The sequence below is a fragment of the Klebsiella grimontii genome (assembly GCF_042137965.1).
GTDB classification, from domain to species: Bacteria; Pseudomonadota; Gammaproteobacteria; order Enterobacterales; family Enterobacteriaceae; genus Klebsiella; species Klebsiella grimontii.
The window spans coordinates 960,660-984,242 of the sequence record NZ_CP169721.1 but is presented as its reverse complement, the minus strand read 5'-3'; the positions used below and the strand labels follow the sequence as shown (position 1 = coordinate 984,242).

Sequence of the window (23,583 nt, the reverse complement as noted above, 5' to 3'; positions counted from 1 at the left end):
GCCTAGCGCCACTCATCGTCAATATCCAGCGTCAATTCGCGACTCTCGCCTAGCTTACGGAACCAGCTGGCGGAAGCCTTGGGCCGCCGGGCACGATTATTTTGTAAATCGATTTCAATCAGCCCGTAGCGATTTTTAAACGCGTTCATCGGCGAAACGTTGTCGGTAAAGGCCCACAGCATGTAGCCGTGACAGTTGGCCCCCGCTTCCCTCGCGCGCAGCGTTTGCCACAGATGCTCGCTGATAAAACGGATCCGGTAATCGTCGGCGATGGCGCCTTCGCGATTGCGAAACTGCCCTTCGTTTTCCACGCCCATGCCGCTTTCCGCCACAAACCACGGAATATTGCGATAGTCCTGCTTGATCCGCATCGCCATATCAAAAACGATTTGCGGATAAATTTCCCAGCCGCGAGAGCTATTCATCCGCCGCCCCGGTAGCTCAAAGGGCTCATAATAGTAAGCCGGGTGGAACGGCGTCTGCGGATGCCAGGCGCGCGAGGGGGCTTTGACGCGATGCGGGTAGTAAAGGTTAATCCCCAGCTCATCGACGGTGTTTTCGCGGATAAGCGCCAGCTCTTGCGCGTCATAATCCCATGAGACGTGGTGCTGTTCGAGCAGGGTCAACAGCTCGGGCGGGTAGACGCCGTGGACCAGCGGATCGAGGAAAACCCGGTTATAAAACAGATCGTAGCGTTCGGCGGCGCGCACGTCGTGCGGCGCGTTTGAACGCGGGTAGGTGACCTCCGGGTTAAGAATGCAGCCGACCGTGCCGCGATAGCCTTTCTCGCGAAACAGCCGGACCACTTTTGCCGTCGCCAGCACCTTGTGGTGATTCCACTGCATCCAGGTGCCGGTGTTCTGCTCGTAAGGCCAGCGCAGCGCATCCAGATAAACGCGGGTCTGCACGACGATCGGTTCATTGAAGGTAAACCAGCGCGTGACTTGGTGGTGATAGCGGGCGAACACTTTCTCCGCGTACTGCACAAACAGCTCAACCACCTTTTTCGACGCCCAGCCGCCGTACTGCTCCAGCAAATAGCCGGGAAGTTCATAATGCTCAAGGCAGATCATCGGCTCGATGCCGTTGGCCAGCAGTTCATCGAAGAGCTGGTCGTAGTACGCCGCATAGTCTTCATCGACCGTGACGTTTTCATAATCGGTGAGAAAGCGCGACCAGTTAATCGACGTGCGGTAGTGGGTCAGCCCCGCCAGCTTCATCAGCTGCACGTCTTCGCGAAAGCGGTTGATAAAATCGGTCGCCACCGCCGGGCCGTAGCCGTTATGCCAGACGTGGCGGTCGTTTTTGTACCACAGATCCGGCCAGGAGTCCTGGCCCTCTTTTTTGCCGCTCCAGCCCTCGGTTTGCCACGCCGAAGCGGCGGCACCGAGGATAAAGTCGTGGGGGATCGCCATCCTTACTGTCGTCATCGTGTCCTCATATCTGTTGGCTGGTGGGTGTGTTTTTCGCCTGGCGCTGGGCGTTTTCCGCGCGGCGGGAGGCAATTTTGACGAACGGCAGATAGATCAGCACCGCGGTCAGGATGCAGATAAGCTGCGTCACCACCGCCCCCATCGAACCCGCCGTGGAGAGCCAGGCGTTGATCAGCGGCGGCGTGGTCCACGGCACCATCACCACCGCTTTACCGGCAAAACCGGCGGCGGTCGCGAAGTAGCCGATGCTGCCGGTCACCAGCGGTGTGATAATAAAGGGGATCGCGAGGATCGGATTGAGCATGATCGGCATGCCGAAAATCACCGGTTCGTTGATGTTGAACAGGCCCGGTCCAATCGACAGCTTGGCGATCTCTTTCATCTCTTTGCGTTTGGTGGCGATTATTACCGCGATCAGCAGGCCAATCGTCAGCCCCGATCCGCCGATGCTCATATAAACATCCCAGAACGGCATGGTGATGATATTCGGCACCTCTTTGCCCTGCTCAAAGGCGCTCATATTGACGGCGATCGCTCCCAGCAGCAGCGGTTCGCGGATCGGTTTGATCATCTGGTTGCCGTGGATGCCGATAACCCAGAACAGCTGCGCGACAAACATCAGCAGCAGGATCCCCGGCAGGCTTTGCACCACGCGTTCCAGCGGCTGCTGCACCACCTGATAGACCGCGTCATATAGGTACATGCCGGTGGCCTGATGGAAAATAAAGCCAAAGGTGGCAATCACCGTGGTGGTGATAATGGCCGGGATCAGCGCGGAAAATGACGCCGAGACGTTGGGCGGCACGGTATCCGGCATCTTGATCTTCAGCCCCTTGCGGCCCTCCAGCCAGCAGTAGATCTCCGCCGACAGAATGGCGATAAACATACCGAGGAACAGGCTGCGGGTATCGGAGAACTGGCGCAGCAGCACATCTTTCACTTCATGCATTTGGCCGTCGACCATCATCTCGACGGTGGTCGGCGTGACGCAGATAAAGCAGATCACCGCCAGCAGACCGGGGAACAGGCTCTTGATGCCGTTAATCCGCCCCAGTTCGATGCCGATAAGAAAGACCGCGCCAATATTGAGAAAGTTAAGGGTGGCGTAATTGATGGCGCTGGTAATGGGTTTCAGCGCCGCCAGAAACGAGAGCGCCTGAAAGCTGGCGAGCCCGTTTTTCGGATCCAGCACCATATTGGAAATCAGCACCGAAAAGGCGCCAACGATGATCACCGGCATCAGGGTAATAAAAGCGGATTTTATCGCCATGATATAGCGGTAGCTGTTGAATTTCGTGGCGAAACTCCCCAGTGAGTCGATCAGTTTGTCCTGCAATGCCATAGAGGATACCTCAGGTTTAAGGGCTTATAGCGCACCAGGTGTACAGCCAAACACCTATTGGCATACCAAAAAATAGCGACTGGTGAAAATAAGTTCTGTGATTAAGCTCCCAACCCGCTCATTGGTATTCCAGAAAGGCGATAATTGGCATACCGCATTGGCGGTTTTACTTTCCACCCGATCAATTCCTGTAAAAGCGTGATCGCGATGGTTTTTTTGCCGCGCCATGAGGCCATATCCCCCTGAATGTCTGTGATAAACTGCGGGTTACCACGTGATATCAGGAATCGGATGAATGGCTACAATGCTGGATGTCTCAATTCGCGCAGGCGTCTCTAAAGCGACGGTTTCCCGCGTGTTGAACGGCACGGGTCAGGTGAAAGAGAGCACCCGCCAACAGGTTTTTAAGGCGATGGAAGAGCTGGGCTATCGGCCTAACTTTCTCGCCCGCTCGCTGGCGAACCGCACCAGCAACAGCATCGGTCTGGTGGTTTCCACCTTTGACGGCTTCTATTTTGGTCGCCTGCTGCAGCAGGCCTCCCGCCAGACGGAAGCCTGGGGCAAACAGCTGATCGTCACCGACGGCCACGATGCGCCGGAGCGTGAAGAAGAGGCGGTGCAGATGCTGGCCGATCGCCAGTGCGACGCCATCGTGCTCTACACCCGCCATATGAGCGAAAAGAAGATCATGTCGCTGATTGAGTCCATCGCCATGCCGCTGGTGGTGATTAACCGCGACGTTAGCCAGGCGCGGGAGCGCTGCGTGTTCTTCGAACAGCAGGATGCGGCGTTCCAGGCGGTGGAGTACCTGATTACCCAGGGCCATCGCGATATTGCCTGTTTAACCGTGCCGATGCACACGCCGACGGGCAAAGCCCGCCTGGAAGGGTATCGTAACGCGCTGAAAAAGCACGGCATCAAGTGGGATCCGGCGAAGGTGAAATACGGTGACTCCACCATGAGCCGCGGCTATGAGCTGTGCTGCGAGCTGCTGGAAGAGAAGACGCCGTTTAGCGCGCTGTTTTCCTGTAACGATGATATGGCGCTGGGCGCGTCGAAAGCGCTGCATCAGGCAGGGCTGCGGATCCCGCAGGATATTTCGCTGTTTGGTTTTGATGACGCGCCGAGCGCGAAATGGCTGGAGCCGGGGCTATCGACGGTCTATTTGCCGATCGACAACATGATCACCACCGCTATCGATCAGGCCATTAAGCTTGCCAACGGTCAGCCGATCGAGACCATACCGCCGTTTACCGGCAAGCTGGTGCTGCGCGAGTCGGTGACAACCGGCCCGTATTACACATAATTAGCTGGAATCGCCCGGTGGCGGTTAACGCCTTACCGGGCCTACAAAAATCCGCAATCCCCTGTAGGGCGGGTAAGGCGCCAGCCGCCACCCGACAGAAACGCAAAAGGCCTTCGGGTACCACTTTACAGCAGCTCAAGCGCCAGCAGCTCTTCAATGGTCTGGCGACGACGAATCAGCCGCGCTTTGCCGTTGTCGAACAGCACCTCCGGCAGTAGCGGACGGCTGTTGTAGTTAGAAGACATCGACGCGCCGTAAGCGCCGGTATCGTGCAGCACCAGATAATCCCCCGGCGCCACCGCAGGCAGCAGGCGGGTTTCCACTTTCCCCCCTTCCTGCTGGGTAAAGACATCGCCCGATTCGCACAGCGGCCCGGCCACCACGGTTTCAATCTGCGCCGCGGCGCGCAGATCGCGGCCATCCGCAGCGAGAGCGGTAATATGGTGATAGCTGCCGTACATCGCCGGGCGCATCAAATCATTAAACCCGGCGTCAATCAGCACGAAGTGGCGGCTGCCCATCTCCTTCACGCTGCGAACCTGAGAAACCAGCACCCCGGATTCCGCCACCAGGAAACGACCCGGCTCGATCTCAAGCTTCACCGGATGACCCAGATGTTTAGCGATCTGCTCGCGCGCGGCGTTCCACAAGCCGAAGTAGTGATCGGTGTCGATCGCCTCTTCATCTTCGTGATACGGGATCGACAGCCCACCGCCGGCGGAGATCGCCTGCAGATCCTGGCCGAATTCAACCACCTGTCGCACCATCGCGCCGCAAACCTGTTCCAGGTGGCCATAGTCGACCCCAGAACCGATATGCATATGAATACCCACCAGCTGGAGCTGGTAACGGCGCATCACTTCCAGCGCCGCCGTTAAATGGCTGTGCCAGATCCCGTGCTTGCTGTTTTCGCCGCCGGTATTGGTTTTTTGGCTATGGCCGTGGCCGAAGCCCGGGTTAACGCGCAGCCAGACGCGATGGCCAGGAGAAACTTCGCCCAGCTGGCTCAGCATATCGATAGATCCGGCGTTGACCGGGATCTGCAGTTCTTTAACCCGCGCCAGCGTCGCGTCGTCGATCAGGTCAGCGGTAAAGACGACATCGTCCGGATGCTGATGCGGATCGTACCCCGCCGCCAGCGCGCGCTCGATCTCGCCCAGCGACACCGAATCGACCTTCACGCCCTGCTCGCGCATCAGGCGCAGAATGTGGATATTGGAGCAGGCCTTCTGCGCAAAACGCACCACGTCGAACTTGCTCAACTGGGCAATCTGGCGGCGGATAATCTGCGCGTCGTAAACCCAAACCGGGCAGCCGAACTCGGCGGGCAGACGCAGCAGGTTTTCTGCGCTCAGGTCGGTATCGGTGGCGTAAAGCGAGTGTGGCATAAAGAACTCCGGTGCTGTGTGTGTGCGTTATCTCTGTTTTTTACGATTACGCCACAGCGCGTACGTAATAAAAAATATCGTTTTATTGCCAGTCTATGCAAAAATGATATGGCTTGCGCCACTTAAGGAACACCCATGCCCGCCGTCAACCTGCGCCATATTGAAATCTTCCATGCGGTGATGACCACCGGCAATCTGACCGAGGCCGCACGCATGCTGCATACCTCGCAGCCCACCGTTAGCCGCGAGCTGGCGCGTTTTGAAAAGGTGCTGGGGTTGACGCTATTCTCCCGTACCCGCGGGCGCCTGCAGCCTACGGTTCAGGGATTACGTCTGTTTGAAGAGGTCCAGCGCTCCTGGTATGGCCTGGACAGAATCGTCAGCGCCGCGGAAAGCCTGCGCGAGTTCCGCCAGGGGGAGCTGTCGATAGCCTGTCTGCCGGTCTTCTCCCAATCGCTATTGCCGCTACTGCTGGCGCCGTTTTTAGCCCGCTACCCGGACGTCAGCCTGCAAATCGTCCCTCAGGAGTCACCGCTGCTGGAGGAGTGGCTATCGGCCCAGCGCCACGATCTGGGATTAACGGAAACCCTGCATACCCCCGCCGGAACCGAGCGTACGCCGCTGCTGACCCTCAATGAAGTGTGCGTACTGCCGCAGGGCCATCCGCTGGCGGCAAAGCCGGCGCTGACGCCGGCGGATTTTCACGGCGAAAACTACATTAGCCTGTCGCGCACCGATAGCTATCGCCAGCTGCTCGATGCCCTGTTTGTCGAACATCAGGTCAAACGGCGGATGGTGGTGGAGACGCACAGCGCCGCCTCCATTTGCGCGATGGTGCGGGCCGGGGTCGGCATTTCGGTGGTTAACCCGCTCACCGCCCTCGATTATGCCGGGAACGGCGTGGTGGTACGCCGTTTTAGCGTTGAAGTGCCTTTTACCGTTAGCCTGGTGCGCCCGCTGCACCGTCCCGGCTCCGCGCTGGTCGATGCTTTCGCTCGCCATCTGCAAGAGAGCATGCCGCGCATCCTCACCCCGCTCGAAGCGGTACTTACGACAGCATAAATTCCACCGCGTCCGCCGCATGAATCGCGGCCGTATCAAATACCGGCAGCGGGCTGCTCTCTTCCGGCACCAGCAGGCCGATTTCGGTACAGCCGAAAATCACCCCTTCCGCCCCCTGCTCCGCCAGCAGCTCAATAACCTGAAGATAGTAGTCGCGCGAGTCTGCGCTAAAGGTTCCCAGACACAGTTCGTCGAAGATGATCTGGTTGATACGTTCACGATCTTCCGCCTCTGGAATCAGCGTGTCGATAGCGAACTGCTGCTGCAGGCGGCCGCGATAAAAATCCTGCTCCATGGTATAGCGCGTCCCCAGCAGAGCCACGCGGCGCTGGCCCTTCGCGGTAATCGCCCGACCGGTCGCATCGGCAATATGCAGGAACGGCACATCGCAGCGCGTTTCAATGGCCTGCGCGACCTTATGCATGGTGTTTGTGCACAGGACAATCCCCTCGGCGCCCGCCTGCTGTAGCCCGAGCGCCGCCCGGGCGAGGATCTCGCCCGCCCGCTCCCAGTCGCCGCTGGACTGGCAGACTTCAATTTCGTGGAAATCCACGCTATGCAGCAGCAGGCTGGCGGAGTGCAGCCCGCCGAGGCGCGTTTTAATCCCTTCGTTAATAAGACGATAGTAAGGAATCGTCGATTCCCAGCTCATGCCGCCTAACAGACCAATCGTTTTCATCATCCCTCCGTGCGTGAAGTTTCAGTAAAACAAAGTTGTGATCGACTTTCCACTTCTCCAGGCGATCGTTTCCTTTTAGAAGATTATGCGATAGATTAAATGAAACATTGTTTCATTTAATTACAGGACCAGCGGATGTTTATTTTTCATAAAGAGACCACCCTTGAAGATCTGGGCAATGGCGTCACCCGCCGCATCCTTGCGCACGATGGCAAGATGATGGCGGTTGAAGTGAACTTTGAAGCAGGCGCTATCGGGCCGATGCACAATCACCCGCACGAGCAGCTCACCTATGTGCTCTCCGGCGAATTTGAGTTCACCATCGGCGATGAAAAGCACGTGGTCAGCGCCGGCGATACGCTCTACAAGAAACCGAACATTATGCACGGCTGCGTGTGCCTGAAGCCGGGTACGCTGCTTGATACCTTTACCCCCGTTCGTCAGGATTTTCTGCAACAGTAATCTCTCCTCCCCGGGGCATGCCGCGCATGCCCACCATTTTCTGAACTTTTCCGCTACAAATAATTGTCATAAAGTATGTCGCACCGCAATGATTAGCAGCGCAAGCAATCTCGCCTGACTAGCCTCTCTCCGTCGGACTCTCATCCGTATCTCTGACCTCTCATCTCTGCAAAATGCGCGCTCCAGCACCTTTTTGAAACATCGTTTCGACTTTGATCACATTTCCGCGATCAACCGAATGACTCCGTAATAAATAGCAATAAAATAAAATTAAAACGGCGTTTTACAAAATCAGGACGCCGGGTAAGACAAAATCAAAAAACACATGTTCTTCAGGGATAAGAAGAAAGAAAAGTTTCAACCAATCAACCATCGCCAGGGAAGGATTTACCGCTGACATACCAGGAACGCATTAACTTTCCGGCGGCACGGGCCGCGGGAAAGGCAGTAACCCCGAATCCGTATTACAAACTCGCAAGCCAGGTAGGTATGTATGAATGAAAACAAAATGCTGGGATTGGCATGGATATCGCCCTATATCATAGGGCTGATAGTCTTTACCGCCTTTCCCTTTGTTTCATCTTTCTTCCTCAGTTTCACTGAGTACGATTTGATGAGTCCACCGGTGTTTAACGGCATCGAAAACTATCGCTACATGCTGACCGAAGATGGCCTCTTCTGGAAATCCATGGGCGTGACGTTCGCGTATGTCTTTTTAACCATCCCGTTAAAACTGGCTTTCGCCCTGGGGATCGCTTTTGTCCTCAACTTTAAGCTGCGCGGCATCGGTTTTTTCCGTACCGCCTACTATATCCCGTCCATCCTCGGTAGCTCGGTGGCGATTGCCGTTCTGTGGCGAGCGCTGTTTGCTATCGATGGCCTGCTGAACAGCTTTATTGGCGTGCTCGGCTTCGATCCGGTCAACTGGCTCGGCGAGCCCTCGCTGGCGCTGATGTCCGTTACCCTGCTGCGCGTTTGGCAGTTCGGTTCGGCCATGGTTATCTTCCTCGCGGCGCTGCAGAACGTTCCGCAATCACAATATGAAGCGGCGATGATCGATGGCGCGTCAAAATGGCAGATGTTTATGAAGGTCACGGTGCCGCTGATCACGCCGGTGATTTTCTTCAACTTCATCATGCAGACCACTCAGGCGTTCCAGGAGTTTACCGGCCCGTACGTCATTACCGGCGGCGGCCCGACCTACTCCACCTATCTGTTCTCGCTCTATATCTACGACACCGCCTTTAAGTACTTCGATATGGGCTACGGCGCGGCGCTGGCGTGGGTGCTGTTCCTGGTGGTCGCGGTTTTTGCCGCCATCGCGTTTAAGTCTTCGAAATATTGGGTGTTCTACTCCGCCGATAAGGGAGGCAAAAATGGCTGATATCCAACACATGTCTGAAGCAAGGGACATCGCCGAACGCGAAGTCGCGCGGACGCTGCGTCGTGAGAAAATCAACGCCAGTATTCGCTATGTGATCCTGCTGTTCGTCGGCCTGCTGATGCTCTACCCGCTGGTCTGGATGTTCTCGGCGTCGTTCAAACCGAACCACGAGATCTTCACCACCCTGAGCCTGTGGCCTGCCCACGCGACCTGGGATGGCTTTATCAACGGCTGGAAAACCGGCACCGAGTACAACTTCGGCCACTACATGCTGAACACCTTCAAGTATGTGATCCCGAAAGTGCTGCTGACCATTATCTCCTCTACCATCGTGGCCTACGGCTTTGCCCGCTTCGAAATTCCGTGGAAGAAATTCTGGTTCGCCACGCTGATCACCACCATGCTCCTGCCGAGCACCGTACTGCTGATCCCGCAGTACCTGATGTTCCGTGAAATGGGCATGCTGAATAGCTATCTGCCGCTGTACCTGCCGCTGGCCTTCGCCACCCAGGGGTTCTTCGTCTTCATGCTGATTCAGTTCCTGCGCGGCGTTCCGCGCGACATGGAAGAAGCGGCGCAGATCGACGGCTGTAACTCCATTCAGGTGCTGTGGTACGTGGTGGTGCCGATTCTGAAACCGGCGATTATCTCGGTGGCGCTGTTCCAGTTCATGTGGTCGATGAACGACTTTATCGGTCCGCTGATTTACGTCTACAGCGTGGATAAATATCCGATCGCGCTGGCGCTGAAAATGTCCATCGACGTCACGGAAGGCGCTCCGTGGAACGAAATTCTGGCAATGGCGAGCATCTCCATTCTGCCGTCCATCATCGTGTTCTTCCTGGCACAACGCTACTTCGTACAGGGCGTTACCAGCAGCGGAATTAAAGGTTAAGAGGGAAATATCATGGCTGAAGTTATTTTCAACAAACTGGAAAAGGTCTACTCCAACGGCTTCAAGGCGGTACATGGTATCGATCTGAAAATCGCGGACGGCGAGTTTATGGTTATCGTTGGGCCGTCCGGCTGCGCCAAATCCACCACCCTGCGCATGCTGGCCGGTCTGGAAACCATCAGCGGCGGCGAAGTGCGGATCGGCGAGAAAATCGTGAACAACCTCGCGCCAAAAGCGCGCGGTATCGCGATGGTGTTCCAGAACTACGCGCTCTATCCGCATATGACGGTGCGCGAGAACCTCGCCTTCGGCCTCAAGCTGAGCAAGCTGCCGAAGGATCAAATTGAAGCCCAGGTTAACGAAGCGGCGAAAATCCTTGAGCTGGAAGAGCTGCTGGACCGCCTGCCGCGCCAGCTTTCCGGCGGCCAGGCCCAGCGCGTGGCGGTTGGCCGCGCAATTGTGAAGAAGCCGGACGTATTCCTGTTCGATGAACCGTTGTCCAACCTCGACGCCAAGCTGCGCGCTTCGATGCGTATCCGTATTTCCGACCTGCACAAGCAGCTGAAGAAATCCGGTAAACCGGCGACCACCGTTTACGTTACCCACGATCAGACCGAAGCGATGACCATGGGCGACCGCATCTGCGTGATGAAGCTGGGCCATATCATGCAGGTGGATACCCCGGACAACCTCTACCACAAGCCGAAAAACATGTTTGTGGCCGGGTTTATCGGCGCGCCGGAGATGAATATTCGTCCCAGCCAGCTGGTTGAGCAAGCGGGACGCCTGCATCTGACCGTTGGCGATGGCCTGCTGCCGCTCAACGACAGGCTGCAGAGCAAGGTCGACACCCACAAGAACCAGCAGGTGTTCTTCGGCGTGCGCCCGGAGTTTGTCTCCATCTCCGATGAACCGTTCGCCGAAGGTTCATGCACCGGCGAAATGGTACGCGTGGAAAACATGGGCCATGAATTCTTCGTCTATCTGAAGGTCGCCGATTATGAACTGACCGCCCGCGTGCCGTCAGATGAAGCGAAGCCCATGATTGAGAAAGGGCTGCATCGCAAGGTGCATTTCAAATTCGATCTCAACAAGTGTCATATCTTTGACGCCAAAACTGAACAGAACATCTCTCTGTGAACCCTGGAGTATTAAAATGAAAAAAGTGCTTTTAAGCGCCGCAATCTCCGCAACTTTGGCCCTTACCGCGTTACCTTCCATGGCGAAGGATGTCGACCTGCGTATGTCATGGTGGGGCGGCAACGGCCGCCACCAGGTGACCCTGAAGGCGCTGGAAGAGTTCCATAAACTCAATCCGGATATCAACGTGAAGGCGGAATATACCGGCTGGGACGGTCACCTTTCGCGTCTGACCACGCAAATCGCCGGCGGCACCGAGCCGGACGTGATGCAAACCAACTGGAACTGGCTGCCGATCTTCTCGAAAAACGGCGAAGGCTTCTACGATCTGAATAAGATGAAGGACGTGATCGACCTGAGCCAGTTTGACGCCAAAGAGCTGCAGTCCACTACGGTGGACGGCAAGCTTAACGGTATTCCGATCTCCGTCACCGCGCGCGTGTTCTACTTCAACGACGAGACCTGGAAAAAAGCGGGCGTCGAGTACCCGAAAACCTGGGACGAGCTGATGGCGGCGGGTAAAACCTTCGAGAGCAAGCTGGGTAAACAGTATTACCCGGTCGTGCTGGAGCACCAGGATACCCTGGCGCTGCTGAATTCATATATGATTCAGAAGTACAACCAGCCGGCTATCGATGAAAAAACCAAAAAATTCTCCTACAGCAAAGAGCAGTGGGTCGAATTTTTCCAGATGTATAAAAAGCTTATCGACAGCCACGTCATGCCGGACACCAAGTACTATGCCTCGTTCGGTAAGAGCAACATGTATGAAATGAAGCCGTGGATTCAGGGTGAGTGGGCGGGGACCTATATGTGGAACTCCACTATTAACAAATACTCCGACAACCTGAAGCCGCCGGCGAAGCTGGAACTGGGCAGCTATCCGATGCTGCCGGGCGCCACCGACGCGGGTCTGTTCTTTAAACCTGCGCAAATGCTCTCGATTGGTAAATCGACTAAAAACCCGGAAGCGGCGGCGAAGGTGATCAACTTCCTGCTGAACAGCAAAGAAGGGGTTGAGACGCTGGGCCTGGAGCGCGGCGTGCCGTTGAGCAAAGTCGCGGTGCAGTACCTGACCGAAAACGGCGCGATCAAAGAGGACGATCCGGCGGTATCTGGCCTGCGTCTGGCGCAGTCCCTGCCGGCCAAACTCTCGGTGTCGCCGTACTTTGACGACCCGCAGATCGTCGCCCAGTTCGGTACCTCTCTGCAGTACATCGACTACGGGCAGAAAACCGTGGAAGAGACGGCAATTGACTTCCAGCGTCAGTCTGACCGCATCCTGCGCCGCGCGATGCGCTAATTGCCTGTTATCGGAACCTACCCCGCAGCTCCGGCTGCGGGGTATTTTTTTAGCAAGGAGTGAAGTGAATCATGAAAGGCAAAATCATCCCGCTGAGCTTTCTGCACACGCAGGACAGCGAAACCGGTCACCAGGTGATCCGGATGACGCCACCGCATGTTATCTGCCATCGCAACTATTTCTATCAAAAATGCTTTACCCAGGATGGCGGCAAGCTGATTTTCGGCGGCGCGTTTGAAGGCCACTGGAACTACTATTTACTCGATATCGCCGGCCAGCAGGCGACCCAGCTCACCGACGGGCCGGGCGATAACACCTTTGGCGGTTTCCTTTCCGCCGACGACCGGTCGCTGTGGTATGTGAAAAACAACCAGCAGCTGCGCCGCGTGGATCTGGCCTCGCTGGAGGAACAGGTCGTATATCAGGTGGATGACCAATGGGTAGCCTACGGAACCTGGGTCGCCAATAGCGATTGCAGTCAGATGGTCGGAATCGAAATCAAAAAAAGCGACTGGCAGCCGTTGACCGACTGGGGCAAGTTCCGCGCATTCTACTTCACCGAGCCGGAGTGCCGGTTGATTAATATCGATCTGCGCAGCGGCGAACAGCGCGTGGTATTGCAGGAAAAACGCTGGCTCGGCCACCCGATTTACCGCCCGTTAGACGACAGCACCATCGCCTTCTGCCATGAAGGTCCGCGCGATGCTATCGATGCCAGAATGTGGCTTATCAACGCTGACGGCAGCAACATGCGCAAGGTGCGCCAGCACCAGCCGGGTGAGAGCTTTACGCACGAATTCTGGGTACCGGATGGCTCCGCGCTTTACTATGTCGCGCATCAGGAAAACGATCCGCATCGCTATCTGTATCGCGCCGACCCGGCAACCCTGGAAAATCGCCAGTTGATGGCGATTCCTCCCTGTTCGCATCTGATGAGCAATCACGATGGCTCGCTGGTGGTCGGTGACGGCGCGCCGCACAGCACCGGCGATATCCAGTTTAACGATCCGTTTATCTGGGTGTTTGATATTGCCGCCGATAAGCAGACCGCGGTGTGCCGCCACGACTCCACCTGGAAAGTGATTGAGGGCGAGCGCCAGGCGACGCATCCGCATCCGTCATTTTCACCGGACAACCGCTGGGTGCTGTTTACCTCCGATAAAGAGGGCATGCCCGCGCTGTATCTGGCGGAGGTGTAGTGATTCGGCAACGTCCCGGCTCGCGCGGTGCTTAGCCGGGCTACCGCCGTGTGCGATCCCCTAGCCCCTGACAAATACGCGGCATCGCCTCCGGGAATTATCACCCTGCTTCCCCGGGGGTGGCGCAAAGCGCCTGCCCGGGCTACAGGTTCAGCGCCGTGTGCGATCCCCTAGCCCCTGACAAATACGCGGCATCGCCTCCGGGAATTATCACCCTGCTTCCCCGGGGGCGGCGCAAAGCGCCTGCCCGGGCTACGAGTTCACCGCAGCCTGCGATCCCGTAGCCCGGGTAAGGCGTTTACGCCGCGACCCGGGAAAAATCGTCAGAAGAAATATTTAAACCGCACCCGCGCGCCGTAGCGTTCATCAGTATTGCCGCTTTTCGCCGCCGATGAATCGAGCCATGACGCATAGGCCCCGAGATAGATATTAAAGTTCGGCATATCCATAATATTCGGCAGATGCCATGAGGTATGAAGGGTGTGAATGTCGTAGCGCCCCGGCGCCAGAATGGCGCAGTCGCCATCGCACTCCGCGTTGACGCCGGACATATTAAACTGGTCGATTTTGTTATGCGCGTAAATGTAGCCCAGCTCCACGCGATGCCATAACGCATTGATACCGGCGCTGAAATCCTTTTCGTCCGCCGCATCCAGATACGCGGTGCTTACGTTCACCACCGCCCCGTCCTCGGCATCAGTTTTCAGCGTATTCCAGCTCATTGTCATACCGTAGCCGGTACGGCTGGACTGATCGACCCAGCGACCGTTCTGAGTCTCATAGCCATAAGCGTTATTGACGAGGTTGCTCTCCATCGCCGCGGCCACCGACCAGGGACCGGATTGCCAGGCAGCAACCGGGCGCACATAAACCACGTTTTTGCTGTTATCCAGCGCGTTGCCGTGATAGCGCTGATCCACGAACAGCGAACTGCCGTCCTCCACCAGCGTATTGACCTCAAAGTACCAGTTATCAAGATTTTTACTGAGCAGGAAGTTGCCGCCGCTGCTGCTGCGTCCGCGCCCCTCTTTCATCATATAAATATAGCCGTAGCCGTCGCTATACAGGTCGTTCGCCGTATTACCGGAATATTCAATAAACGTATCCTGATTAAGCGGGAACATATCGTAGGCTTCGAAGCGACCGATTTTAATTTTCCAGTCATCCTGCTGACCAAAGAAAAAGGCCGCGTCATCAAGATTCATTTTGCCATTCATATCCGCCAGCGGCTGCACGCTGAATCCGGCATATTTACCGTTAGCCCCTTTGCGTAATCCATCAAAGCCGAGAAGAATACGTCCGTTAATATCCCAGCGCTCTTTATCCCCCGGCGCCCAGTTTTTATTGGCGCTGGTTTTTACCGACGTCAGGCTACCGGTACGGCTGGCGCCGTCCATATTAAACTCAACGTCGCCATAGAATTTTAACTCACCATAATCATTAAGCTGCAAAGCGGGCTTAGCCGGCGCGACGCTCGCCACCGTCCCCGGCGCCTCCTGGTTTTTCAACGCGCGAATCTCCGCCTCCGCGCTGGCCGCCCGCTGTTCGGTCGCCTTCAGGCGTTGTTCCATTTGTGCCAGCCGCTCCTCAAGGGATAACGGCGCCTGAGCATTAGCCAGAGGGGTAAATAAAGACGTCAGAACACAACCGACCCAGATTTTATTCATCGGAAAACCCTTTATTATTTAGTTAAATAGTATTTTTTATTTATGGGTAAAGCTCGACAATAATAACCCGTCCACCGTCGAAGACGGGTTATTAACAACTATTCAGTAAAACTTATTCCAGCTGCCAGGCTCCTGCTTCTTTTAAATATGCAGAGCCGCTCCAGGAAAATAACGCTAATTCACGGCGAGCGGCGTCAGGATATATACGACTGCTGAGACAGGCCTCGCCATCATTCACAAACACCTCTACCGAAGAGCTATCGAAGAATATCCTCAGCTTCAGATCGGCGCCTTCGGTCAACGGGACGCTGCGGGTGCCGCAGAGGCCATACTGCGGATAGTGTCGCTCAAGCACCAGGCGCTGCATCTGCGCATCCACGTAAACGCGCAGACCATCGCCTAAGCTCAGGCCATACTGTTCAGCGCTGCTGCTGGCGCAGTCCCAGTGCAGGATCACCTCCATCGCCTCGCAGTTTTCCACCGTCGTGGTCTGCTGGTTCTTCAGCGTCGTGACCGGCCACGGGAAGCTGGCGCCGCGCATACTCTCAACCTCTTTCGCCGGACGCATCTGCAGACGGTTATCGGCGCTCAGGCTCAGCTCCCGCGGCAGCGAAAGCATGCCCGCCCAGCCGTCCTGCTGCTCCGGCAGCGGCGATTCCCACATATCCAGCCAGCCGATGACAATGCGGCGACCATCGGGCGTGAGGAAGCTCTGCGGGGCGTAGAAATCGTGCCCGTGATCCATTTCGACAAACTCCCCCTCGCGTACAAACGCCTGCCCCGGCTGCCACTCACCGAGCAGATAGCCGCTCTGGAACAGGTTGCGGTTGCGATAGCCTTTCGCCGCCAGCCCCTGAGGGGAGAACATCAGGATATGTTTGCCGTTGAGGGCGAAGAAATCCGGGCATTCCCACATATAGCCCATCTCTTTTTCCGCTTCATCAAGCACGCCCGCGTCCTGCCACTGGCGCAGATCGGCTGAGCGATACAGCCGCACCTGGCCGGTATCGCCATCGCGAGCGCCGACGATCATGTACCAGCTGTCCCCTTCTCGCCACACTTTCGGGTCGCGGAAGTGGTGCATGCCCGGCGGGGTGTCGACCACGATCCCCTGGCGCTCGAAGTGAATCCCGTCGCGACTGGTCGCCAGACACTGCACCTGATACAGGTTGGCTTCATCGCTGGGATCGCCGTGGAATTTATGCCCGGTATAAATCAGCGCCAGCGTATCGCCATCCACCACCGCGGAGCCGGAGAAGCAGCCGTCTTTATCCTCCGGGCCTTCCGGGGCCAGCGCTACCGGCAGATGCTCCCAGTGCACCAGATCCTTACTGCGCGCGTGACCCCAGTGCATCGGTCCCCATTGGGTGGAATACGGATGGTGCTGGTAAAAAGCGTGATACCAGCCGTCGAACCAGACCAGGCCATTGGGATCGTTGATCCAACCCGCGCGGGCGGCCAGGTGATAGCGCGGATACCAGCGCAGGTTCAGCTCTTCATGTTTGGCCTGCAGTTCTTGCTCGGCCCGGGGAATGGAATACGTCATATTGATTACTCTTTTGATTCAGATAGCGGAAGTTTGCGGCATCAGCGGGTCCGAAGAGGACTTACTGGAACGCAACAAGAAGATGGAGATAAAGGTGGTGCAGAACACCAGCAGTCCCATAATCAGATAGGACTGGGCGAAGCCGTATTTCTCATAGCTATAGCCAGCCAGCGGCGACAGCACCGTCGCGATAACCGAGCTGGTGCAGGCAAAGCCCACCAGATACAGCGTTGAGGAGAGACGTTTGTCGAAGTTCAGGCTGTTGTATTTAAAGATGGAGACCAGCAGCACCGGCAGCTCGACCGCGTGCAGCAGTTTAGTAATGGAGATAAGCAGCGGCCCTTCCACCAGCCCGGACGCCACCATCCGCATCGCCATCACCATCCCGGCGAAGATCAGACCGTTTTTCGCGCCAATACGGTTAACCAGCCACGGCGCGCAGAACATACCGGCGGCTTCCAGGAACACCTGGAACGAGTTCAGGTAGCCGTACATCTCGTTGCCTTCCTGTAAGGTCGGGAACTGGGAAGAGAAGTAGACCGGGAACTGCTGATCGTAAACGCCGTAGATACAGGTGCCGATGACGAAGAACACCAGCGCCCAAAAGCGCGGCAGGGTCAGCAGACGCAGAGCATCCTCCAGCGTCACTTTACCGCCCGATACCGCCTCCTGCATGGCGTGCGGCGCGGAAGAGACCCGCAGTCGCGCCAGTAGTATAAAAAAGACCAGTCCGGAGCAGCTGGCCACCGCGAAGTTTAAATGCGGGTTAATATTGAACAGCAAACCGGCGAAGAATGTCGCCACCGCCCAGCCCAGCGAGCCCCACATCCGCGCTTTGCCGAATTCAAACTGGCTCTGGCGCGCGACGCGCTCGGTGTAGGACTCCAGTACGCCGATACCGCCGTTGAAGGTCAGTCCGATATAAATCCCGCCGAAGATGCTGCCGAGCAAGACGTTAATTTTGAGCAGATAGCCAAACAGCATATAGGCCGGGCCGGAGAGGATCAGCAGAACGGTAATGTACCAGAGCAGATTTTTACGCAGGCCGAGTTTGTCCTGTATAAAGCCATAACACACCTGCGCGAAAAGCGCCGAGACGGAAAGCACCGAGAAGATAATCCCGGTATCCCCCGGTTTAAGGCCCACTTCCTGGTGCAGCCAGATCGAGAGCAGCGAACCTGAAGAGGACCAGGTCACGAAAAAGAAAAACAGTAACGCGCTGAGTAACGGATAGCTTTGTGAGGGGTGCGCTTTCATCATGACATTCTCATGTAGGAGTAATGCTGATATGGTAACGTTAACAAAAAACGAATCTCATGTCGTTTTGCTGAGATTCATGATGTTAATCACAAAAGTTAACGTTAACATAACGAGAGTGCGATCGCGATCAAATATTCCTCGTCTGCATCGGCACCGGGTGTACGATAGAATATCGTATGATCCTTTTACATCAGTAACTTAGTAAAACCCGTTGCCGACGGCAGGGGTGGAGCACTTAATATGGCATCTCTGAAAGATGTGGCAAAGCTGGCGAATGTGTCGCTGATGACGGTCTCCCGGGCGCTAAACAGCCCGGAAAGACTCAAGCCGGAAACCCTGGCTCGGGTCCAGGCGGCTATCGAAGAGACTAACTACGTCCCCGACCTGTCGGCGAAGAAAATTCGCGGCGCCCACGCGACGCCAAACACCATCGGGGTGCTGGCGCTGGATACCGTCACCACGCCGTTCTCGGTGGAGATTACGCTCTCCATCGAAGAGACCGCGCGGGCGCACGGCTGGAACAGCTTCGTGGTCAACATGTTCTCTGACGATAGCCCGGAAACCATTGTCGACCTGCTGCTCTCCCACCGTCCGGACGGGATTATTTATACCACGATGGGCCTGCGCCAGGTGCCGCTTCCGGCCAAGCTGTTAACCCTCCCCTGCGTGCTGGCCAACTGCGAAAGCCTGCACGATCCGGTGGCCAGCTATATCCCGGACGACGAACAGGGTCAGTATACGGCGGTGCAGGCCCTGCTGGCCGCGGGCTACCGCCGTCCGCTGTGCCTGCATCTGCCGGCGAATCATCTGGCGACCGTCCGCCGCCGTCAGGGACTGGAACGCGCCTGCCGGGAAGCGGGGATTGACCCGGATACGCTCGACCACAGCTATATGGCCTATGGCGATGAGCACTATCGCGATATTCCCGCTGTCGTGCTGGCGCATATTCAGCAACCCACGCTGCCATTCGACTCGGTGATTTGCGGCAACGACCGCATCGCGTTTATGGTCTATCAGACGCTACTGGCGCAGGGGCTGCGCATTCCGCAGGATGTGGCGGTGGTGGGTTACGACAATATGGTGGGGATCGGCGATCTGTTTTTTCCGCCGCTCTCAACGGTGCAGCTCCCGCACTATGATATTGGGCGCCTGAGCGCCCTGCATATTATTAACGGCGACAGCCACCGGGAGACGGTACGGGTTGCCAGCCCGTGGCTGCCGCGCGAGTCCTTATAGTTAATTGCCGATATTGCGCAGCTTCTCGCCGGACATCAGCTTGCGTTCAATATGCTCAAGGGTGACGTTTTTGGTTTCCGGGATCAGCCAGAAAGTCACGCCGATAAAGGCGACGTTCAGCGCGGTATATAGCCAGAAGGTTCCCGCCGCGCCGATAGCGTCCAGCAGCGTCAGGAAGGTCGCGCCGATAATCATGTTCGACACCCAGTTGGTGGTGGTTGAGCAGGTGATACCGAAATCGCGGCACTTCAGCGGCTGAATTTCCGAACACAGGATCCACACCACCGGCGCGGCGCTCATCGCATAGCCGGCGATACACATCATGGTCATCCCCACCGACAGCCAGGAGAGACCGCTGGAGGCGGTGCCGTTATCAAACTGCATCAGGCAGTAGCCCAGCACCAGCGTGCCGATGGCCATCACGCTAAAGCCGATTTTCAGCGCCGGTTTACGCCCGGCCTTATCGACGGTAAAGACGGCGATAAAGGTGGCGAACATAAAGGTTAACCCGACCACCAGGGTCGCCACCATCTGCTGCTCGGTAGTGGTGAAGCCGGCCATTTTGAAGATGCGCGGCGCGTAGTACATGATGATATTCATCCCGGTAAATTGCTGCATCGCCTGCAGCAGCATGCCAAGGAATACCGCCCGCCGCACGTTGCGGTTGACCTTAAACAGCGCCCAGCCGCCCTGCTTCAGCTTGAGGCTTTCACGGATCTCATTCAGCTCGTCGCGGGCTTTTTCGGACGTGTCGCGCAGCATCCGCAGCACCTCTTCCGCTTCTACGTGACGCCCTTTTTCCGCCAGCCAGCGCGGGCTGTTCGGCAGGAAGATCACCAGAATAATCAGCACCAGCGCCGGCAGCGCCAGTACGCCAAGCATCGCTCGCCAGTTGCCGCTGTAGCTGAACGCGGTATCGGAGAGAAACGCCATCACGATCCCCAACGTCACCATCAGCTGATACATGCTGATCATCTTGCCGCGTACGTTTTCGCTCGCCATTTCCGACAGATACAGCGGCGCGGTATAAGAGGCGATCCCCACAGCGACCCCGAGAACGATCCTCGCCGCCAGCAGCATTTCGACGCTGCCGGCAAAAGCGGAGCCCACGGAACCGGCCACGAACAGCACTGCGCCCACCATCAGGCTGTATTTGCGCCCGAGGCGAAAAGAGAGCCAGCCGTTAAATAACGCGCCGATAGCGGCTCCCAGCATCATGCTGCTCACCACCCACTCCTGCAGGCGGCTGGATAAAACGAAATGATCGGTAATAAAGGGCAGCGCCCCGGCAATTACGCCGATATCAAGGCCAAACAGCAATCCTGCCACCGCGGCGGCAACCGAGACAAACTGATTCATGCGCCGGGTATCGCGCTGCGTACGCGGCATGGTTGTAGAGTCGTGACTGATTGAGGTCATTTTTTTCCCGCCAGACGAAGTAAGAGATACGATGAAACTACGGGATCGGCGGCGCAAGGTGTCAGGCGTGACAAGCCAAAGATATGGATTAAGTTGCTACAGGCAATGGTTTTGTGATGGACATTCAACTTTCCAAAGAACAGAAAATAAGCATTTCAACTTCATCGGCCCTTGCTAAACATAGATACTCTGTCAGGAAACAAGTAAACCATATGGACTATTTCAATTTCATCATATGGACAATTGATATTGAGCTATAAAAAAACCCTGCCGCAGCAGGGTTCCATTTTGCGCTGATAACGCGGAAAACGTTAGCGCGCCAGCCAGCCGCCATCCACCGCCACGGTGTAGCCATTGATGTAGTCAGAAGCGCTGGAGGCCAGGAAGACTACCGGCCCCATCAGGTCGCTCGGCAGACCCCAGCGTCCCGCCGGAATACGGTCGAGGATCTCGCTGCTGCGCTGTTCGTCAGCGCGCAGCTGCTGGGTATTGTTGGTCGCCATATAGCCCGGCGCCAGCGCGTTGACGTTGATGCCGTGCTTCGCCCACTCGTTCGCCAGCAGGCGGGTCACGCCCATCACCGCGCTTTTAGACGCCGTGTAGGACGGTACGCGGATCCCGCCCTGGAAAGAGAGCATCGAGGCGATATTGATAATCTTGCCGCCGGTACCCTGAGCGATAAAGTGCTTCGCCGCCGCCTGAGACATAAAGAACACGCTCTTAATATTCAGGTTCATCACGTCGTCCCAGTTTTTCTCGCTGAATTCAATCGCGTCTTCGCGACGGATCAGACCGGCGTTGTTAACCAGGATATCGATATGCCCGAACTCCGCTACCGCACGCTCCAGCAGCTGTGGAATGCCGTCAATCTGGCGCAGATCGGCGGTCAGGCTGAGAAAACGGCGGCCCAGCGCCGTGACGCGCTCAATGGTTTCCGTCGGTTCAACAATATTGATACCCACGATATCGCAGCCGGCTTCCGCCAGGCCCACCGCCATACCCTGGCCCAGACCCGTATCACAGCCGCTGACCACGGCCACTTTGCCCTGCAGGGAGAATGCGTCGAGAATCATACTTGGTTCCTTAATCTTTCAGAGCCTGTGTAGGTACAGGCAAGGTTCTGATAGTCCAGCCTGCTGCTTGTGCAGACCCTTATGGTTTGAAGAACTCTCAGGGATTGACCCTTCTAAAAATAAAACAGAGTTCCGTTTTACTGTGAGCACATCTTAGCCCCGGCTAAAGTCATTTTCAATTATTATTAAAACATCGTTTCAATTTTAAGACTGATAAATGTTAAAAATGCAAAACAGATCACGAAGCGCCGGAGGATTAATCCGGAAATGTTGATTTAATTCATTAAAATACAGTCAGTTATAGTTAACTTTAAAAAAAGACCATAGATTGAAGAAAATCGACAAGAAATCAAAGACCGCCGGGATGCGTGCCGCACGTCGCGCAAAAAACGCGATCTGCAGCAAGAAGTTGTTGCGAATTGCGTCCGCCATCACAAATAATGAAACGATGTTTTGATAAATTAACACCCATCTTTTAATTCTACTTCCACTGGCCGGTCAACGCAGGCGAGCGGCATCTCAGGAAGGCAAAGGAGTACATCATGGCTAAAGGCATGCGGGTTAAACTGAATTATGAAGTCAGCCGCGATCCGGACACCGGCGCGGAGATCACCCGTTTAACCCCACCGGAAGTGACCTGTCATCGTAACTATTTCTATCAGAAGTGTTTTTTTAACGATGGCAGCCATTTGCTGTTTGCCGGCGAGTTCGACGGCAACTGGAACTATTATCTGCTGGACCTCGCAAAAGCCGAGGCGGTGCAGCTAACGGAAGGCGCCGGTGATAACACGTTTGGCGGTTTCCTTTCCCCGGATGATAAATCCCTTTATTACGTGAAGAACGACAGGACGCTGCTGGAAGTTAACCTCACGACGCTGCAAGAGCGCGAAGTGTATCGCGTCGCCGATGACTGGGTTGGCTACGGCACCTGGGTGGCCAACAGCGATTGCACCAAGCTGGTCGGCATCGAGATTGCCAAAAGCGACTGGACGCCGCTTAACGACTGGCAGATTTTCCACGATTTCTTCCACAAAGGCCCCCGCTGCCGCCTGCTGCGCGTCGATCTGCAAACCGGCGAAAGCCGCGTGATCCACGAAGAGAAAAAATGGCTGGGCCACCCGATCTATCGTCCGTTCGATGACAATACCGTCGCCTTCTGCCATGAAGGCCCGCACGACCTGGTCGATGCGCGGATGTGGATGGTGAATGAAGACGGCAGCAACGTGCGTAAAGTCAAAGCGCATGCTGAGGGCGAAAGCTGCACCCACGAATTCTGGGTCCCGAACGGCTCCGCGCTGGTGTACGTCTCTTATCTGAAGGGCCAGCAGGGGCGAACTATCTATAGCTTCAACCCCGATACCGGCGTCAATGAAGCGGTGATGCAGATGCCGGCCTGTTCGCATCTGATGAGTAATTTTGACGGCACGATGCTGGTTGGCGATGGCTCCGGTACCCCGGTGGACGTCAAAGACACCAGCGGCTACACCATTGATAACGACCCGTATCTGTACGCTTTCGATGTCGCGAAGCAGGCCTATTTCCGCGTCGCGCATCACGATACCTCCTGGGCAACGGTAGCCAATAGTCGCCAGGTGACCCACCCGCACCCGTCCTTTACGCCGGACGATAGCGCCATTTTGTTCAGTTCCGATAAAGACGGTAAACCTGCCGTGTATATCGCGAAGCTGCCGTCACAGCCTGAGATGCTGAAGGCATAGCGTTAGCCACTGTTTGAGTTAGTGTTTCTGTAACTGGCCTTGCCCTCCTTTTGGAGGGCTTTTTTGTGCCC

General features: G+C 56.3%; 19 protein-coding genes. 10 read left to right on the top strand and 9 right to left on the bottom strand.

Features of this window, described 5'->3' with window-relative positions:
• Positions 1 to 2: 2 nt before the first annotated feature.
• Together ACE3MN_RS04775 and ACE3MN_RS04770 are read right to left on the bottom strand one after the other, a co-directional pair.
• On the bottom strand, positions 3 to 1,430 hold the full coding sequence (locus ACE3MN_RS04775) for a glycoside hydrolase family 1 protein (RefSeq protein WP_024358554.1): 1,428 nt from the start codon (positions 1,428 to 1,430) through the stop codon (positions 3 to 5).
• A 7-nt stretch (positions 1,431 to 1,437) separates the two neighbouring features.
• A complete protein-coding gene (locus ACE3MN_RS04770; RefSeq protein ID WP_375364267.1) occupies positions 1,438 to 2,775 on the bottom strand; it encodes a PTS sugar transporter subunit IIC in 1,338 nt (445 codons plus the stop codon).
• Between the two features lie 304 nt (positions 2,776 to 3,079).
• Between ACE3MN_RS04770 and ACE3MN_RS04765 the strand changes: the two genes are divergently transcribed.
• Entirely contained in the window at positions 3,080 to 4,081 is a 1,002-nt protein-coding gene (locus ACE3MN_RS04765) for a LacI family DNA-binding transcriptional regulator (protein WP_162685340.1), read from the top strand.
• 125 nt (positions 4,082 to 4,206) lie between these two features.
• Here ACE3MN_RS04765 and lysA read toward each other — a convergent pair whose 3' ends face one another.
• A complete protein-coding gene (gene lysA / locus ACE3MN_RS04760; protein WP_024358556.1) occupies positions 4,207 to 5,469 on the bottom strand; it encodes a diaminopimelate decarboxylase in 1,263 nt (420 codons plus the stop codon).
• A gap of 135 nt (positions 5,470 to 5,604) precedes the next feature.
• Between lysA and ACE3MN_RS04755 the strand changes: the two genes are divergently transcribed.
• Positions 5,605 to 6,531 carry a LysR family transcriptional regulator gene (locus tag ACE3MN_RS04755; RefSeq protein ID WP_049114677.1) on the top strand — a complete coding sequence of 309 codons (927 nt, stop codon included), beginning with the start codon at positions 5,605 to 5,607 and terminating at the stop codon, positions 6,529 to 6,531.
• Here ACE3MN_RS04755 and ACE3MN_RS04750 read toward each other — a convergent pair.
• On the bottom strand, positions 6,518 to 7,210 hold the full coding sequence (locus ACE3MN_RS04750; protein ID WP_024358557.1) for an aspartate/glutamate racemase: 693 nt from the start codon (positions 7,208 to 7,210) through the stop codon (positions 6,518 to 6,520). The two genes, ACE3MN_RS04755 and ACE3MN_RS04750, sit on opposite strands and share 14 nt — an antisense overlap.
• Positions 7,211 to 7,345: 135 nt before the next feature.
• On the opposite strand from ACE3MN_RS04750, the gene ACE3MN_RS04745 reads away from it, so the two are divergent.
• The 6 genes from ACE3MN_RS04745 (at position 7,346) to ACE3MN_RS04720 (ending at position 13,593) form a co-directional block, all read left to right on the top strand.
• Entirely contained in the window at positions 7,346 to 7,672 is a 327-nt protein-coding gene (locus ACE3MN_RS04745) for a cupin domain-containing protein (protein ID WP_049131162.1), read from the top strand.
• Positions 7,673 to 8,165: 493 nt separating this feature from the next.
• Entirely contained in the window at positions 8,166 to 9,056 is an 891-nt protein-coding gene (locus ACE3MN_RS04740) for a carbohydrate ABC transporter permease (protein WP_004115132.1), read from the top strand.
• On the top strand, positions 9,049 to 9,951 hold the full coding sequence (locus ACE3MN_RS04735; RefSeq protein WP_024358558.1) for a carbohydrate ABC transporter permease: 903 nt from the start codon (positions 9,049 to 9,051) through the stop codon (positions 9,949 to 9,951). The genes ACE3MN_RS04740 and ACE3MN_RS04735 overlap by 8 nt, the downstream gene beginning before the upstream one ends.
• A gap of 12 nt (positions 9,952 to 9,963) precedes the next feature.
• A complete protein-coding gene (locus ACE3MN_RS04730) occupies positions 9,964 to 11,091 on the top strand; it encodes an ABC transporter ATP-binding protein (RefSeq protein WP_004132950.1) in 1,128 nt (375 codons plus the stop codon).
• Positions 11,092 to 11,107: 16 nt separating this feature from the next.
• On the top strand, positions 11,108 to 12,394 hold the full coding sequence (locus ACE3MN_RS04725; RefSeq protein WP_004124644.1) for an ABC transporter substrate-binding protein: 1,287 nt from the start codon (positions 11,108 to 11,110) through the stop codon (positions 12,392 to 12,394).
• Positions 12,395 to 12,465: 71 nt separating this feature from the next.
• Positions 12,466 to 13,593 carry an oligogalacturonate lyase family protein gene (locus tag ACE3MN_RS04720; RefSeq protein WP_077258691.1) on the top strand — a complete coding sequence of 376 codons (1,128 nt, stop codon included), beginning with the start codon at positions 12,466 to 12,468 and terminating at the stop codon, positions 13,591 to 13,593.
• 323 nt (positions 13,594 to 13,916) lie between these two features.
• Here the strand turns inward: ACE3MN_RS04720 and ACE3MN_RS04715 are convergent, their stop codons facing one another.
• The 3 genes from ACE3MN_RS04715 to ACE3MN_RS04705 form a co-directional block, all read right to left on the bottom strand.
• Positions 13,917 to 15,260 (bottom strand): carbohydrate porin, encoded by a 1,344-nt coding sequence (locus tag ACE3MN_RS04715; protein WP_064371638.1) that lies wholly within the window; start codon positions 15,258 to 15,260, stop codon positions 13,917 to 13,919.
• Positions 15,261 to 15,372: 112 nt separating this feature from the next.
• A complete protein-coding gene (locus tag ACE3MN_RS04710; protein WP_024358561.1) occupies positions 15,373 to 16,806 on the bottom strand; it encodes a glycoside hydrolase family 32 protein in 1,434 nt (477 codons plus the stop codon).
• An 18-nt stretch (positions 16,807 to 16,824) separates the two neighbouring features.
• On the bottom strand, positions 16,825 to 18,066 hold the full coding sequence (locus ACE3MN_RS04705; protein WP_004124655.1) for an MFS transporter: 1,242 nt from the start codon (positions 18,064 to 18,066) through the stop codon (positions 16,825 to 16,827).
• Between the two features lie 240 nt (positions 18,067 to 18,306).
• On the opposite strand from ACE3MN_RS04705, the gene ACE3MN_RS04700 reads away from it, so the two are divergent.
• Positions 18,307 to 19,302, top strand: a complete 996-nt coding sequence (locus tag ACE3MN_RS04700; protein WP_004132104.1) for a LacI family DNA-binding transcriptional regulator — start codon at positions 18,307 to 18,309, stop codon at positions 19,300 to 19,302.
• On the opposite strand, the gene ACE3MN_RS04695 is transcribed toward ACE3MN_RS04700, so the two are convergent.
• Together ACE3MN_RS04695 and kduD are read right to left on the bottom strand one after the other, a co-directional pair.
• Complete coding sequence (locus ACE3MN_RS04695) at positions 19,303 to 20,721, bottom strand: sugar porter family MFS transporter (RefSeq protein ID WP_004132105.1); 1,419 nt, start codon at positions 20,719 to 20,721, stop codon at positions 19,303 to 19,305.
• Positions 20,722 to 21,032: 311 nt separating this feature from the next.
• Positions 21,033 to 21,794: a 2-dehydro-3-deoxy-D-gluconate 5-dehydrogenase KduD gene (gene kduD, locus ACE3MN_RS04690; protein ID WP_004124661.1), complete on the bottom strand. Its 762-nt coding sequence runs from the start codon at positions 21,792 to 21,794 to the stop codon at positions 21,033 to 21,035.
• A gap of 542 nt (positions 21,795 to 22,336) precedes the next feature.
• On the opposite strand from kduD, the gene ACE3MN_RS04685 reads away from it, so the two are divergent.
• Complete coding sequence (locus ACE3MN_RS04685) at positions 22,337 to 23,512, top strand: oligogalacturonate lyase family protein (protein ID WP_375364265.1); 1,176 nt, start codon at positions 22,337 to 22,339, stop codon at positions 23,510 to 23,512.
• Positions 23,513 to 23,583: the final 71 nt, after the last annotated feature.

Coding starts and splice junctions, on each gene's coding strand:
- ACE3MN_RS04695 (WP_004132105.1), bottom strand. CDS start 20,721: ATGACCTCAATCAGTCACGACTCTACAACCATGCCGCGTACGCAGCGC.
- ACE3MN_RS04735 (WP_024358558.1), top strand. CDS start 9,049: ATGGCTGATATCCAACACATGTCTGAAGCAAGGGACATCGCCGAACGC.
- ACE3MN_RS04715 (WP_064371638.1), bottom strand. CDS start 15,260: ATGAATAAAATCTGGGTCGGTTGTGTTCTGACGTCTTTATTTACCCCT.
- ACE3MN_RS04725 (WP_004124644.1), top strand. CDS start 11,108: ATGAAAAAAGTGCTTTTAAGCGCCGCAATCTCCGCAACTTTGGCCCTT.
- ACE3MN_RS04745 (WP_049131162.1), top strand. CDS start 7,346: ATGTTTATTTTTCATAAAGAGACCACCCTTGAAGATCTGGGCAATGGC.
- ACE3MN_RS04775 (WP_024358554.1), bottom strand. CDS start 1,430: ATGACGACAGTAAGGATGGCGATCCCCCACGACTTTATCCTCGGTGCC.
- ACE3MN_RS04705 (WP_004124655.1), bottom strand. CDS start 18,066: ATGATGAAAGCGCACCCCTCACAAAGCTATCCGTTACTCAGCGCGTTA.
- ACE3MN_RS04720 (WP_077258691.1), top strand. CDS start 12,466: ATGAAAGGCAAAATCATCCCGCTGAGCTTTCTGCACACGCAGGACAGC.
- ACE3MN_RS04685 (WP_375364265.1), top strand. CDS start 22,337: ATGGCTAAAGGCATGCGGGTTAAACTGAATTATGAAGTCAGCCGCGAT.
- ACE3MN_RS04730 (WP_004132950.1), top strand. CDS start 9,964: ATGGCTGAAGTTATTTTCAACAAACTGGAAAAGGTCTACTCCAACGGC.
- ACE3MN_RS04710 (WP_024358561.1), bottom strand. CDS start 16,806: ATGACGTATTCCATTCCCCGGGCCGAGCAAGAACTGCAGGCCAAACAT.
- lysA (WP_024358556.1), bottom strand. CDS start 5,469: ATGCCACACTCGCTTTACGCCACCGATACCGACCTGAGCGCAGAAAAC.
- ACE3MN_RS04700 (WP_004132104.1), top strand. CDS start 18,307: ATGGCATCTCTGAAAGATGTGGCAAAGCTGGCGAATGTGTCGCTGATG.
- ACE3MN_RS04770 (WP_375364267.1), bottom strand. CDS start 2,775: ATGGCATTGCAGGACAAACTGATCGACTCACTGGGGAGTTTCGCCACG.
- kduD (WP_004124661.1), bottom strand. CDS start 21,794: ATGATTCTCGACGCATTCTCCCTGCAGGGCAAAGTGGCCGTGGTCAGC.
- ACE3MN_RS04750 (WP_024358557.1), bottom strand. CDS start 7,210: ATGAAAACGATTGGTCTGTTAGGCGGCATGAGCTGGGAATCGACGATT.
- ACE3MN_RS04755 (WP_049114677.1), top strand. CDS start 5,605: ATGCCCGCCGTCAACCTGCGCCATATTGAAATCTTCCATGCGGTGATG.
- ACE3MN_RS04740 (WP_004115132.1), top strand. CDS start 8,166: ATGAATGAAAACAAAATGCTGGGATTGGCATGGATATCGCCCTATATC.
- ACE3MN_RS04765 (WP_162685340.1), top strand. CDS start 3,080: ATGCTGGATGTCTCAATTCGCGCAGGCGTCTCTAAAGCGACGGTTTCC.